General features: G+C 70.7%; 1 protein-coding gene. It reads left to right on the forward strand.

Going from position 1 to position 16,410, the window contains the following annotated elements:
• Positions 1-16,410 (forward strand): non-ribosomal peptide synthetase (locus ON30_RS03890; protein WP_040704264.1); only part of this gene is annotated, 16,410 nt, incomplete at both ends.

Here is a 16,410-nt window from a genome sequence, read left to right on the forward strand (position 1 = left end):
TGAGCACGGCACTGGACACCAGTGTGCCGGTTCGACTGCTGTTCGAAGCCCCCACGGTCGCCGCGCTGGCGTCCCGGGTCGAGGCGAACGCGGGTACCGGCGGACGCGCCCAACTGTCCGCGCGCCCCCGCCCGGAGTTCCCGCCGCTGTCGCTGGCACAGCAGCGGATGTGGTTCCTGAACCGGTTCGACACCGAATCCGCCGCGAGCAACATCCCCGTCGCGGTGCGCCTGCACGGCCAGTTGGATCTGGACGCGCTGCGGGACGCGTTGGCCGATGTCGTGGCCCGCCACGAATCGCTGCGCACCGTCTACCCGTCGCACGAAGGCATCGCCTACCAGCAGGTGCTGCCGTTGGCGCGGGCCGTGCCCACGCTGGAGGTGCGCTCGGCCGTCGAGGACGAGATCCCCGGCGCGCTCTACGAATTCGCGCTGGACGGTTTCGACGTCACCGCGCAACCGCCGGTGCGGGTGCGGGTGTACCGCGTCGACAGCGGCAACGGAAAGCGCTGGCGCGACACCACCCAGGACTACGTGCTCGCCGTCGTGGTGCACCACATCGCCGCCGACGGTTTCTCGATGCGGCCGCTGGTGCGCGACCTCATGTCGGCCTACATCGCGCGGCGCTCGGATTCCGCGCCGAGTTGGTCGCCGCTGTCGGTCCAGTACATCGACTACGCGCTGTGGCAGCGCGAAACCCTCGGCGACGAGGACGATCCCACGTCGCTGATCCGCGCGCAGTTGGACTACTGGCGCGACGCGCTGGCGGCGCTGCCGGAGGAGTTGCGGCTCTCGCAGCGTCCGCGCCCGGCCGTGGCCTCCTACGGCGCGGGCACGCACCGGTTCTCGGTGCCGGGTGAGCTGGTCGAATCGCTCGATCACGTCGCGCAGGCCGCCGGGACCACCCTGTTCATGGTCGTGCACGGCGCGTTCGCCGCGCTGCTGGCGCGCCTGTCGGGCACCGACGACATCGCCGTGGGCGTGCCCGCCGCCGGTCGCGGCGAGCAGGGCCTCGACGAGCTGGTCGGCATGTTCGTCAACACCTTGGTGCTGCGTTCGCGCGTCGACGTCGCGGGCTCGTTCACCGACCTGCTCGCCCAGGTGCGCGAACGCGACCTGCAAGCGTTCGCGCACACCGACGTGCCGTTCGAGCGTCTGGTGGAGGTGCTCAACCCGGCGCGTTCGCAGGCGCGGCATCCGCTGTTCCAGGTGATGCTCTCGTTCCAGAACCTCGGCCGGACCAGCCTGGAGCTGCCCGGTCTGCGGGTCTCCGAACTCGAGATCGACCAGCCGACGGCGAAATTCGATCTGCAACTGACCCTCGGCGAGACCAGGGGCGGCAAGGGCCGCGAGGCAGGCACCTCGCCCATGGACGCCGAACTGCTCTACGCCACCGACCTGTTCGACGCCGGATTCGCCGACTCCTTCGCCGAGCGGTTCCTGCGCGTGCTGCGCGCGATCGCCGCCGACCCGGCCGTGACGGTCGGCGACATCGATCTGCTCGACGACTTCGAGCGCGTCCAGGTGCTCGAACGCTGGAACGACAGCGAATTCCCGGTCGACGCCGCGCTGACCTCGCCGGTCGGCGACGCCGCGACCACGCTGGTCTCGATGTTCGAGGCGCAGGCCGCGCGCACCCCCGACTCCGTCGCGCTCACCTTCGAGGGGACGAGTCTGACCTACGCCGAGTTCGCGAGCCGGGTGCACCGCCTGGCGCGCTGGCTCAAGCAGGCCGGGGTCGGGCCGGAGTCCTACGTCGGCATCGCCATGCGCCGGTCGCTGGACCTGCTGGTCGGGCTGTACGCGGTGAACGCGGCGGGCGGCGCGTACGTGCCGCTGGACCCGGACCATCCGGCCGAGCGCATCGAGCACATCCTGCGTTCGGCGGGACCGGTGTGCGTGCTGACCTCCGAAGCGGACCTGGCGACCACCCTGACCCGTCAGGTGCGGATCGACCGACTCGATCTGTCCGGCTTCTCGGACGAACCGCTGACCGACGCCGACCGGCACCGGCCGCTGCGCCCGCAGAACACCGCCTACGTCATCTTCACCTCCGGTTCCACCGGTCGTCCGAAGGGTGTGGCGGTCTCGCACGAGGCGATCGTCAACCGTCTGGTGTGGATGCACGCCCAGTACGGGCTGTCCGCGGAGGACGTGGTGTTGCAGAAGACGCCCGCGACCTTCGACGTGTCGGTGTGGGAGTTCTTCTGGCCATTGCAGGTCGGCGCGCGCCTGGTCATCGCCAAGCCCGACGGGCACCGTGACCCGGCCTACCTGGTGCGCACGATCGTGGACCAGCATGTGACGACGGCGCATTTCGTGCCGTCGATGATGTCGGTGTTCGTCGCGGAGGCGGGCGCCGAGGAGTGCACCGGACTGCGCAACGTCTTCGCCTCGGGCGAGGCGCTGCCCGCCACGACCGCGCAGCGTCTGCGCGAGCTGACCGGCGCGCGCCTGCATAACCTGTACGGTCCCACCGAGGCCGCCGTCGACGTCACCTTCCACGAGGTGACCGACGCCGACCAGGTCACCGTCCCGATCGGTGCCCCGGTGTTCAACACCCGTGTGCTGGTGCTGGATTCGCGTCTGCATCCCGTTCCAGCGGGTGTCGCGGGCGAGCTGTATCTGACGGGCGCGCAGTTGGCGCACGGCTACGTCGGCCGCCCCGATCTGACCTCGGACCGTTTCGTGGCCAACCCGTTCGCCCGCGACGGCGAACGCGCCTACCGCACCGGCGATCTCGTGGTGTGGACCGCCGACGGTGAGCTGGAGTACCTGGGCCGCACCGACTTCCAGGTCAAGCTGCGCGGTCTGCGCATCGAACTCGGCGAGATCGAGACCGCCCTGACCGCGCAGGACGCGGTGGCCCAAGCGGTGGTCGTGGTCCGCGCCGACGAGCGCACCGGCGATCAGTTGGTCGCCTACCTGGTGGCCGACGCCGAACGCCCGCTCGAGCTGGACGCGGTGAAAGCGGCGCTGTCGCTGCGACTTCCGCCCTACATGGTGCCGACGGCCTTCGTCGTCCTCGACGCTTTCCCGCTCAACCCGTCCGGCAAGCTGGATCGCCGCGCGCTGCCCGACCCGGTGTTCGAGGCCCGCGAATACCGCGCGCCCGCCACCCCGGTGCAGCAGATCGTGGCCTCCACCTTCGCCGAGGTGCTCGACGCCGAACGCGTCGGCCTGGACGACGACTTCTTCGAACTCGGCGGCAACTCGCTGGTCGCGACCCAGGTGGTGGCCCGTCTCGGCGTCGCCCTCGACACCGAGGTCCCGGTCCGCCTGCTGTTCGAGGCGTCCACCGTCGACGCGCTCGCCGCGCGGGTGGAATCCGCCGCCGGTCGGGGCGGGCGTGTCCCGCTGACCGCGCGGTCGCGTCCGGCCGCCGTCACGCTGCCCGACGGGGACAGCGCGCAGTTGGTGCCGCTGTCGCAGGCCCAGCAGCGGATGTGGTTCCTCAACCGCTTCGACAGCGCCACCGCGGTCAACAACATCCCGGTCGCGTTGCGGCTCACCGGCGAACTGGACGTGACCGCGCTGGAGGCGGCGGTCAACGACGTGCTCTCGCGGCACGAGGCGCTGCGCACGGTGTACCCGGAGGTCGACGGCGTCGGCTACCAGCGGGTGCTGCACCCCGATCAGGTGCGCACCACCCTGGTTCCCGAATCGGTGACGCTGCCCGGCCTGTCCGCGCGCATCGTGGAACTGGCGAGCACGCATTTCGACGTGACCGCCGCGATCCCGTTCCGCGCCGCGCTGCTGCGTCTGGACGAACGCAGTCACGTGGTGGTGCTGGTGCTGCACCACATCAGCGGTGACGGTTTCTCGTTGCGTCCGCTGCTGCGCGACGTGGTCGCCGCCTACACCCAGCGCGCCCGCGGTGAAGTGCCCGCGGCGATGCCGCTCGAGGTGCAGTACGCGGATTACACGCTGTGGCAGAACGAAGTCCTGGGTTCGGAGGACGATCCGGAGTCGGTGGCCGCCGAGCAGGTCGCCTACTGGCGCGACCGGTTGCGCGACCTGCCCGACCGCATCGATCTGCCCGCCGACCGCCCGCGTCCCGAGATCGCCTCCAACGCCGGTGCGCTGCACGGGTTCTCCCTCGACGCGGAGACCCATCGCGCGCTGTCGGAGGTGGCGCGGGCGCACGGGGTGACGTTGTTCATGGTTGTGCACGCGGCCCTGGCGACCTGGGCCGCGCGGCTGTCCAACGCCACGGATGTGGCGATCGGCACGCCGGTCGCGGGCCGTGGTGAGCGCGCCCTCGACGACCTGGTCGGCATGTTCGTCAACACGTTGGTGCTGCGGACCGAGATCGATCCGGGCGCGAGTTTCGCGCAGTTGCTCGAGCAGGTGCGCCGCACCGATCTGGACGCGTTCGCGCACGCCGACGTGCCGTTCGAGCGTCTCGTGGACGTGCTCAGCCCGACCCGTTCGCAGTCGCACCACCCGCTGTTCCAGGTCGCGCTGACCTTCGAGGCGGCCTCGGCGGCCGAACTGGGCACCCTCGCGCTGCCCGGCGGCGTGCAACTCGACGTGGTCGACTTCGACGCGGGCACGGCGAAGTTCGACGTGCAGTTGACCGTGGGTGAATCCGCGGACGGCTCGTTGGCCCTGTCCTGGAACTACGCCACCGATCTGTTCGACGCCGAGACCATCTCGGGCTTCGCCGACCGCCTGCTGCGGGTCCTGCGCGCGGTGGCCGAGGACGCCTCGGTGATCGTCGGCGAGATCGATCTGCTCGGCGAGGGCGAACGCCTCGACGTGTCGCAGCGGTGGGTGTCCTCCGGTGCGGACATCGCCACCGGTCCGCTCGCCGATCAGAGCCTGACGCTGGTCGCCCTGTTCGATGCGGCGGTCGCGGCGCATCCGCACCGTGTCGCGGCGCGGTTCGACGGCGAGTCGTTGACCTACGCCGAACTCGACGCGTTGGCGAATGTGTTGGCGCGCAGGCTGATCGCCGAAGGCGCGGGCCCGGAGTCGTTGGTCGCGGTGATCCTGCCGCGGTCGCTGGACTTGGTCGTGGCGCTGTTGGCGGTGGTCAAGGCGGGTGCGGGCTATGTGCCGGTCGACCCGGCCTACCCGGCCGAGCGGATCGCCTACGTGCTCGCCGATTCCCGGCCCACGAGTGTCATCCTCGATTCCACCGTGGAACTGGATGTGCCGGTGGATCTGCCGACCGTCGTGCTCGACGGTTTCGCCGTGGAGACCGGGTCGGTGGTCGACGCCGACGACGCGCCCATCACCGACGCCGACCGCCGTGCGCCGCTGAGCCCGGATCACATCGCGTACGTGATCTACACCTCCGGTTCGACGGGTCGGCCGAAGGGTGTGGCCGTCGCGCATCGCAATGTGGTGCGGTTGTTCGCGAACACCGATCGTGATTTCGGGTTCGGTCCCCAGGACGTGTGGACGTTGTTCCACTCCTACGCCTTCGACTTCTCGGTGTGGGAACTGTGGGGCCCGCTGCTGTTCGGCGGCACGGTCGTGGTGGTGGACTACTACACCTCGCGGTCGCCCGAACAGTTCCTGGAACTGTTGCGTGCCGAGCGGGTGACGGTGCTCAACCAGACCCCCTCGGCGTTCTACCAACTCGCCGAAGCCGACCGGAATGCCGGGAAGGACGCCACCCCGCTGGCACTGCGGTATGTGGTGTTCGGTGGCGAGGCGCTGGAGTTGCGCAGGCTGTCGGACTGGATCTCGCGCCACGGTGACGGGACGGCCGGTTCGGGTGGTCCGTTGCTGGTGAACATGTACGGCATCACCGAGACGACGGTGCACGTGTCCTACCGTGCCCTGGATGCCGCCACGGTGGCGGCCGCGTCGGGCAGTATCGTGGGTCGCGCGATCGCGGGTCTGTCGGTGTACGTGCTGGACGGTCGCCTGCGTCCGGTCCCGGTGGGTGTCGCGGGTGAGATGTATGTGGCCGGACCGCAATTGGCGCGCGGCTACCTCGGTCGCCCTGATCTGACCGCGACTCGTTTCGTGGCCGATCCCTTGTCCACGACCCCCGGTGCGCGTCTCTACCGTTCCGGTGACCTCGCGCGCTGGAATCGTTTCGGCGAGTTGGAGTACCTGGGCCGCGCCGACGACCAGGTGAAGGTGCGTGGTTTCCGCATCGAACTCGGTGAGATCGAGGCCGCGGTCCTCGCGCAGTCGGGTATCGCCCAGGCGGCGGTGATCGTGCGGGAGGACCAGCCCGGCGATCAGCGCATCGTGGCTTATGTCGTCTCCGAGCCGGATACCGTCCCGGATCTGGACGCGGTGCGTCGGGGTGCGGCGGATCTGTTGCCGTCCTACATGGTTCCGGCGGCGTTGGTGCGTCTGGAATGGATTCCGTTGACGGTCAACGGGAAACTGGACCGCAAGGCGCTGCCGGCTCCGGCCGCGCAGGCCCGCGCGTTCCGCGCACCGGTGACCCCGGTGCAGGAAACCGTCGCCGCCGTGTTCGCGGAGGTCCTCGACCTCGACCGCGTCGGCGTGGACGACGACTTCTTCGATCTCGGCGGCAACTCCTTGATCGCGACCAGGGTGGTGGCCAGGATCGGGGCCGCGCTCGGCGCGTCGATCCCGGTGCGCGCCCTGTTCGAGGCGACCACCGTGGAGGCGCTGGCCGCCCGGGTGGAATCGCACACCGACGGTGCGGCGCGGGCACGACTGGTCGCCCGGCCGCGCCGGGCCGGGGAACTGGTGCCGCTGTCCTACGCGCAGCAGCGCATGTGGTTCCTCAACAAGTACGACACCTCCTCGGCGGCCTACAACCTGCCGCTGGCCATCCGCCTGTCCGGCGCGCTGGACATCGAGGCGCTGCGGTTGGCGGTCGCCGACGTGGTGCGCCGCCACGAATCGCTGCGCACCCGCTACCCGGAGCACGGCGGCACGCCGATCCAGGTGATCGTGCCCGCCGAGACGCTGGTGCTGGACCTGCGGCCGATCCAGGTCGACCCGGCGTCGGTGACCGCCGCCGTCACCGAGTTCGCCGCCACCGGATTCGACGTCGCCGAACAGGTTCCGCTGCGCGCGCGCCTCTACGTGCTCGGCCCGGACGAGCACGTGCTGGTCGTGGTCGTGCACCACATCGCCGGTGACGGCTTCTCGATGGGCCCGCTGGCCCGCGACGTCATGACCGCCTACACCGCGCGCAGTCAGGGCAGCGATCCCGGTTGGTCCCCGCTGCCGGTGCAGTACGCCGATTTCGCGATCTGGCAGCGCGAGGTGCTCGGCGCGGAGGACGACGCGCAGTCGCTGCTGGCCCGTCAGGTCGACTACTGGCGCCAGGCGCTCGACGGCGTGCCGGACGAGCTGACCCTGCCCGCCGACCGTCCCCGTCCGGCCGTGGCCTCGCTGCGCGGCGCCACGCTGCACGCCGACCTGCCCGCCGAGTTGGTGGCCGCGCTGGACGCGGTGGCCCGCGCTCGTGGCGCGTCGCTGTTCATGGTCATGCACGGTGCGCTGGCGGTGCTGCTGGCCCGCCTGTCGGGCACCGACGACATCGCGATCGGCTCGCCCATCGCGGGACGCGGCGAACAGGCCCTAGACGACCTGGTCGGCATGTTCGTCAACACGCTGGTGCTGCGCACCGGCGTGGCGGGGGGCGACTCGTTCGCTGACCTGCTGGACCGGGTGCGCCGCACCGACCTGGACGCCTACGGCAACGCCGACGTGCCCTTCGAGCGACTGGTGGAACTGCTCGCCCCGGAGCGTTCGCAGTCGCGCAACCCGCTGTTCCAGGTGGCCCTGGCCTTCCAGAACCTCGACAACACGAGTATCGAACTGCCGGGCCTGCGGGTCGCGGCACTGGATCTCGAGGAGTCGGTGGCCCGCTTCGACCTCCAGTTCACGCTGGCCGAACGCGCCGACGGTTCCGGGATGTCGCTGGCGCTGACCTACGCGACCGACCTGTTCGACGCCGCCACCGCCGCCGGATTCGTCACCCGCTGGCGTCGGGTGCTCGAGGCCGTCGCCGCCGACCCGGCGGTCGAGGTCGGCGCGATCGAACTGCTCGACGCCGAGGAACGCGCCGATCTGATCGCGCGCACCGGCCCCGCCGCCGTCGCGCCGCGCACCCTGCCGGAACTGCTGGCCGCCGCGGCCGCGCGCGATCCGCAGGCCCCCGCGGTGATCTTCCAGGGCACGACGCTGACCTACGGCGAACTCGACGAACGCTCGAATCGGCTGGCCCGCCTGCTGATCGAGGCGGGCGTGGGCAGCGAGGACCTGGTCGCGGTCGGTGTGCCGCGCTCGGCGGACTCGGTGTTCGTCGCGCTGTCGGTGTCCAAGACCGGCGCGGCCTTCGTCCCGGTCGACCCGACCTATCCGGCCGATCGCATCGCGCACATGGTCACCGATTCCGGTTCACCCCTGGGCATCACGGTCGCCGCCGCCCGCGCCGGCCTGCCCGATTCGGTGCGCTGGCTGGTGCTCGAGGATCTGGACCTGGACGCCTACGACGGCGCGCCGATCACCGACGCGCACCGGTTGCGTCCGCTGCGCGCGCAGAACCCGGCCTACGTCATCTACACCTCCGGTTCCACCGGTGTGCCCAAGGGCGTGGTGGTCTCGCACACCGTGCTCGCCAACTTCGCGACCGCGCAGATCGAGCACTACGGCCTCGACTCCGACTCGCGGGCACTGCATTTCGCGTCCCCGAGCTTCGACGCCTCCATCCTGGAACTGTTGCTGGCGCTCGGTCCGGGCGGTGCGCTGGTGGTCACCCCGACCGGCGTGTACGGCGGTGAGGAATTGTCGGAGCTGATGCGCGCCGAGCGGGTCAGCCACGTCTTCATCACCCCGGCCGCGCTGGCCACCTTCGACCCGACCGGACTCGATTCGCTGAAGGTGCTCGCCGTCGGCGGCGAGGCGTACCCGCCGGAGCTGATCGCCAAGTGGGCGCTGCCCTTGGCCGACGGTTCGGCGCGTCGCTTCCACAACGTCTACGGCCCCACCGAGACCGCGATGGTGGTCAACATCAGCGTGCCGCTGCGCGCGGGCGACCCGATGCCGATCGGCGCGCCGATCCGCGGCATCCAGTCGCTGATCCTGGACGCCCGCCTGCGTCCTGTGCCCGTGGGCGTGGCCGGTGAGCTCTACATCTCCGGTATCCAGTTGGCCCGTGGCTACCACGCGCGCGCCGGACTGAGCGCCGAGCGTTTCGTGGCGAACCCGTACGTCGCGGGTGAGCGCATGTACCGCACCGGCGACGTGGTGCGCTGGACCGCCGACGGCGCGGTGGAATACGTCGGCCGCTCCGACTTCCAGGTCAAGGTGCGCGGTTTCCGCATCGAACTGGGCGAGATCGACAGCGCGCTGGCCGCGCACGAGAGCGTCGACTTCGCGACCACACTCGGGCACAGGAGCGCCGCGGGCGCGGTGTCGCTGGTCTCCTACGTGGTCGCCACGCCGGGCCGTTCGATCGATATCGCGGAGCTGACCGCCTCGCTCGAGGAGCGACTGCCCGCCTACATGGTGCCGTCGGCGATCATGGTGCTCGACCAGGTGCCGCTGACCCCGGTCGGCAAACTCGACCGCAGGGCGCTGCCGGAACCGGTGTTCGCGACCGAGGTCGTGTTCCGCGCGGCGCGCACGCCCGTGGAGCAGACCATCGCGGAGGTGTTCGCCGAGGTCCTGGGTGTGGAGCGGGTCGGCGTGGACGATTCGTTCTTCGCTCTCGGCGGTGACAGCATCGTCTCCATCCAGCTCGTCTCGCGGGCCAAGGCGCGCGGTGTGGCCTTCACCCCGCGCCACGTCTTCGAGCAGCGCACCGTGGCCGGTCTGGCCGCGGTCGCCGAGACCGCCGACAGCGCGGCCGCCGCGGCGCCCGCGCTGGCCGAACCGGAAGGCGGCGGCGTCGGGTCGATGCCGTTGACGCCGGTCGTCCGGTTCATGGCCGAGCGTCCCGGCTCCTTCGGCCGGTTCAATCAGACGCTGGCGCTGGAACTTCCGCTGGGCATCGACCGCGCGGGCATCGCCGCGACGGTCGGCGCGGTGGTGGACCGCCACGACATGCTGCGCGCGAGTCTGCGCCACGACGGCCAGGACTGGACGGTCGAGACCGCCGCGCCCGGCACGGTGGACGTGGACGCGCTGATCGAGCGGGTCGAGTTCCCGCACACCGCCACCGATCAGGAACTGGTCGGGATCGCCCACGCCGCACTGGATTCCGCGCTGGACCGGCTCGACCCGGCCGCCGGTGTCGTGGTGCGGTTCGTGTGGCTGGCTCCGTCGGAGCCCACCCGCACGGGTCGCCTGATCGTGCTCGCCCACCACCTGGTCGTGGACGGTGTGTCCTGGCGCATCCTGGTTCCCGACTTCGTGACGGCCTGGGGCATGCTCAGCAGCGGACAGCGTCCCGAGTTGGTCGCCCCGGCCACGAGTATGCGGGCCTGGGCGCACGCCCTGCTCCGCGAGGCCGAGAGCGCCGAGCGCGTCGCCGAACTCGACTACTGGCGCGAGGTCGCGGGCACCCCCGACCCGCTGCTCACCGAGCGCGCGATGGACCCGGCGCTGGACACCTCCGGCGTCATCGAGAAACTGAGCGTCGAGGTGTCCGCCGAGGTCACCAAGGCCCTGCTGACCACCGTGCCCGCGCTGTTCCACGGCGGCGTCAACGACGGTCTGCTGACCGCGCTGGCGCTGGCCACCGCGACGTGGCGGGCCCGGCGCGGCGCGGGCCGCCCGGAGGACGCGCTGCTGATCCGCCTGGAGGGCCACGGTCGCGAGGAAGAGGTCGTGCCCGGTGCCGACCTGTCCCGCACGGTCGGCTGGTTCACCGCGATCTTCCCGGTGCGTTTCGAGCTGGCCGGTATCGACACGGACGAGGCGCTCGGCGGCGGACCCGCCCTGGGGCGCGCGGTCAAGGCCGTCAAGGAACAACTGCTCGCGGTGCCCGACAAGGGCATCGGCTACGGCCTGCTGCGCTACCTCAACCCGGCGACCGCGGGCGAGTTGCCGCAGCGGTTGCCCGGTCAGGTCAGCTTCAACTACCTGGGCCGGGTCTCCGATAGCGACGTCCCGGAGGCGCTGCGCGGCTTCGGGTGGATCCCCGCCGCGGAACTGGGCGCCCTCGGCGGCGCCTACGACGCGGACATGCCCGCGATGGCCCCGCTCGACGTCAACGCGATCGTGGTCGGCGACAAGCTGACCGCCAACATCGGCTACCCGTCGACGCTGCTGGACGCGGCCCAGGTCCGCGAATTCGCCGACCTGTGGGTCGCGGCGCTGGAAGCCGTCGCGCGGCACGCGCAGTCGGCCGCGGCGGGCGGGCACACGCCGTCGGACTTCGCGTTGGTGCGCGCCGCCCGCGGCGCGACCGCGCGCGGGGTCACCCAGCGCGACATAGACGGCTGGGAGCGGCGTTTCCCGACGCTCACCGACATCTGGCCGCTGTCGGCGCTGCAAGCCGGTCTGCTGTTCCACGCGCGCCTGGCCGCGACCTCGGTCGACGTCTACACCGCCCAGGCGGTGCTGACCCTGACCGGCCGCGTCGACGCCGACCGGTTGCGTGCGGCCGCGCAGGCGCTGGTGGACCGCTACGAGAACCTGCGCACCGCCTTCGTCACCGACGGCGACGGCAACCCGGTGCAGATCGTGCTCGACAGCGTGCGGGTCGACTGGTCGGAATACGACCGGGTCGCCGAGGGCGACGCCGCCGACCTGGTGGCCGCCGACCGGATGCGCCGCTTCGACCTGACCGAACCGCCGCTGATCCGGTTCACGCTGATCAGGACCGAGGCGAACGCCTGGCGGTTCGTGGTCACCAACCACCACATCCTGCTCGACGGTTGGTCGATGCCGCTGCTCATGCGGGATCTGCTGGCCCTGTACGCGCTGCACGCCGACGCGACCGCGCTGCCCGCGGTCCGCTCCTACCGGCACTTCCTGGAATGGACCACCCAGCAGGATCATTCGGCCTCGATCGCGGCGTGGACGCACGCGCTGCACGGGGTGAGCGAGCCGACGCTGCTGGCCCGTCCCGACGCGGGCCGCGAGATCGCCGCGCTGTCCGGGGAGTACTTCTTCGAGCTGGACGAGACCGCCACCGCGCGGCTGACCGAGGTCGCCAGTTCGCTGGGCGTCACGCCGAACACGGTGCTCCAGGTCGCCTGGGGCATCCTGGTCGGCCGGATCACCGGCCGCGAGGACGTGCTGTTCGGCACCACCGTCTCCGGTCGACCGGCACAGTTGTCCGGTGTGGAGGCCATGGTCGGCCTGTTCATCAACACCGTGCCGGTGCGGGTCCGCTTCGATCCCGCCGAATCGGCGCGCACGCTGCTGACCAGGACCCAGGGCGAGCAGGCCGACCTGCTCGACCACCACTACATCGGCTTGGCCGAGATCCAGTCCGCGGCCGGCGTGGCCGGACTGTTCGACACCCTGGTGGTCTTCGAGTCCTACCCGGTCGACGCCGAGGGCATCCGCGCCCAGGCCGCCGACATCGACGGGATGGCCGTCACCGACCTCGACGCCGCCGACGCCACGCACTATCCGTTGACCCTGATCGCGCAACTGGATTCGCGCCTGCGCATCCGCGCCGGCTACCTGCGCGACCTGTTCGACGAGGGCGCCGTCCGGCGCATCGCCGACCGCCTGGTGCGGGTGCTGACCGCGATCACCGTCGACCCGGAGACGGTCGTCGGCGATATCGAACTGGTCGACGCGGCGGAACGAGCGCTGGTCACCACGGGCTGGAACGACACCGCCCACGACCTCGACGCCACCGCGACGCTGGTCTCGATGTTCCTGGCGCAGGCCGAGGCCACCCCCGAGGCGACCGCGCTGACCTTCGAGGGGACGAGTCTGTCCTACGCCGAGTTCGCCGCGCGGGTCTTCCGCCTGGCGCGCTGGCTCATCGACCGCGGCGTCGGCCCGGAATCGTTCGTGGCGCTGGGGATGCGGCGCTCGGTCGATCTGGTCGTCGGCATGTACGCGGTGACCGTCGCGGGCGGCGCGTACGTGCCGCTGGACCCGGACCATCCGGCCGAACGCACCGAATACATCCTGGCCACCGCCGATCCGGTCGCGGTGCTGACCTCCGGGTCCGATCTGGACATCGACACCGCGCAGGTCCGCATCGACCTGCTGGATCTGTCGGGACTGTCGGAGGAACCCCTGTCGGCGGCCGAACTGCGGGCCCCGCTGCGGCCGTCGAACACCGCCTACGTCATCTTCACCTCCGGGTCCACCGGCAGGCCGAAGGGCGTGGCGGTCTCGCACTCCGCGATCGTCAACCGCCTGGTCTGGATGCAGTCCGAGTACGGGCTCACCCCGGCCGACGCGGTGTTGCAGAAGACCCCCGCCACCTTCGACGTGTCGGTGTGGGAGTTCTTCTGGCCATTGCAGATCGGTGCGCGCCTGGTCATCGCCAAGCCCGACGGGCACCGCGATCCGGCCTACCTGGCCGAGGTGATCGCGGGCGAGCGCGTCACCGTGACCCACTTCGTGCCGTCGATGCTGGCGGTCTTCGTCGCCGACGCCGCGGCCTCGCGCTGCACGAGCCTGCGGATGGTGTTCGCCTCCGGTGAGGCGCTGCCGCCCAAACCCGCGCACCGTCTGCGCGAGCTGACCGGCGCGTCGCTGCACAACCTCTACGGCCCCACCGAAGCCGCGGTCGACGTCACCTACCACCGTGTCGACAACACCGACACCGATCTCGTCCCGATCGGCGCGCCCGTCTTCAACACCCAGGTCTACGTGCTGGATGCGCGGCTGCGGCCCGCGCCGGTCGGTGTCGCGGGTGAGCTCTATCTCGCGGGCGTCCAGTTGGCGCGCGGCTACGTCGCGCGGCCGGATCTGACCGGCGACCGGTTCGTGGCGAATCCGTTCGGCGCGAACGGGTCCCGCATGTACCGCACCGGCGACCTGGTCGCCTGGAACGCGGTCGGCGAACTGGAATACCTGGGCCGCACCGACTTCCAGGTGAAACTGCGCGGCCTGCGCATCGAACTCGGCGAGATCGAGCAGGCCCTGACCGGTCTGGACGAGATCGCCCAAGCGGTCGTCGTCGTGCGCGGCGACCAGCGCACCGGCGATCAACTCGTCGCCTACGTGGTGGCGGCGGGCGCGGGCCCGGTCGACACCGACCTCGTGCGTGAGGACCTGACCAGGCAGTTGCCCGCCTACATGGTGCCCGCGCTGGTCATGGTGCTCGCGGAGTTCCCGCTCAACGCCTCCGGCAAGCTGGACCGCAAGGCACTGCCCGCCCCGGTGTTCGAGGCCGCGGTGTTCCGCGCCCCGACCACGCCGGTGGAGGAGATCGTCGCCGACATCTACGCCGACGTCCTCGGCGTCGACCGGGTCGGCCTGGACGACGACTTCTTCGCCCTCGGCGGCAACTCGCTGAGCGCCACCCAGGTCGCCGCGCGACTGTCCGGCGCGCTCGACACCGATCTGGGCGTGCGCGAACTGTTCGAGGCGTCCACCGTCGTCGCGCTCGCGGCCCGCGTGGAATCGCGGGCGGGCGCGGGGGCGCGGATCGCCCTGGCCCCGCAGACCCGCCCGGATCTGGTGCCGCTGTCGCTGGCCCAGCAGCGGATGTGGTTCCTGAACCGGTTCGATCCGGAATCCACCGTCGACAACATTCCCGCCGCGGTGCGCCTGTCCGGTCTGCTGGACCGGCAGGCCCTCCAGGTCGCCGTCGCCGACGTGCTGGCGCGGCACGAATCGCTGCGCACCTACTACCCGGAGATCGACGGCGCCGCCTACCAGCGGATCGTCCCGACCGGGCAGGTCATCCCCGACCTGGCGCCGATCGACGTCGCCGACACCGATCTGCCCGCCCGTCTGGCCGACTTCGTGCAGACCGCCTTCGACGTCACCGTCGAGGTGCCCTTCCGTGCCCGCCTGTTCGAGGTCAGCCCCACCGAACACGTGCTCGCGCTGGTCGTGCACCACATCTCGGCCGACGGGTTCTCCATGGGCCCGCTCACCCGCGACGTGATGATCGCCTACAGTGCGCGCGTAGAGGGCGGCGAACCGTCCTGGCGGCCGCTCGAGGTGCAGTACGCCGACTTCGCGCTGTGGCAGCGCGAAGTCCTCGGCGCCGAGGACGACCCGGAATCGGTGATCTCCGCGCAGATCTCGTACTGGTCCGACGCGCTGCGCGGCCTCCCCGACCAACTGGACCTGCCCGCCGATCGGCCGCGCCCCGCGGTCGCCAGCGGACGCGGCGCGACCCACGCCTTCACCATCGACGCCGAAACCCACGGCGCGCTGGTCGATCTGGCGCGCACCAGGGGAGCGACCCTGTTCATGGTCGCCCACACCGCGTTGGCCGTGCTGCTCGCGCGCCTGTCGGGCTCCGACGACATCGCCGTCGGCACACCGGTCGCGGGACGCGGCGAACGCGCCCTCGACGACCTCATCGGCATGTTCGTCAACACCCTCGTGCTGCGGACACCGGTCGAGAGCGCGGTGAGCTTCACCGACCTGCTCGGCACGGTCCGCGCCACCGACATCGCCGCCTTCGGGCACGCCGATCTGCCGTTCGAGCGACTGGTGGAGATCCTGAACCCGGCCCGCTCCCAGGCGCGGCACCCGCTGTTCCAGGTGATGCTGTCGTTCCAGAACACCGGCCAGACCGCCTTGGAACTGCCGGGTCTGACCGCGGGTGCGGTGGACCTGCCCATCGACGTGGCGAAATTCGATCTGCAACTGGTCATGTCGGAGAACGCCGACGGCATCGCCGCCGAGTTGATCTACGCCACCGACCTGTTCGACGCCGCCACCGTCGCCGACCTCGGCCGCCGTTTCGTCCGACTGCTGCGCGCGGTCGCGGGCGATCCCGATCGCGCCGTGGGCGATATCCCGCTGCTGGACGAGCGCGAGCTCTACCGGTCGCTGCGGGGGTGGAATGCGACCGAGCGTGGGTTGGATACCACCGGGACGTTGGTGGGTGATTTCGCTCGTCAGGCTGTCGCTACGCCGGATGCCGTCGCCGTGGTCGATCCGCAGAGCGGTGCGGTGCTCACGTATGTGGAGTTCGCCGACCAGGTGTATCGGTTGGCGCGTAGGTTGATCGCCGAGGGTGTGGGTCCGGAGTCGTTGGTGGCTCTGGGTCTGCGTCGGTCGGTGGATCTGGTTGTCGCGGCTTGTGCGGTGCAGGCTGCTGGTGGTGGTTATGTGCCGTTGGATCTGGATCAGCCTGCTGAGCGTGTGGGGTATGTGCTGGAGTCGGCGGCACCGGTGTGTGTGTTGACGACTGCGCGTGATGGTTTCGATGGTTTCGGGTTGCCGACGCTGGTTCTCGATGATCTGGATCTGTCGGGGTTCTCGGGTGAGCCGGTTTCCGATGTCGAGCGTCTTGCTCCGTTGCGTGGGTCGAATCCGGCGTATGTGATCTTCACTTCCGGGTCGACGGGTCGTCCGAAGGGTGTGGCGGTGCCGCATTCGGCCGCTGTCAACCAGATCCGTTGGATCA

The organism is Nocardia takedensis NBRC 100417 (assembly GCF_000308695.1).
Taxonomy (GTDB): domain Bacteria; phylum Actinomycetota; class Actinomycetes; order Mycobacteriales; family Mycobacteriaceae; genus Nocardia; species Nocardia takedensis.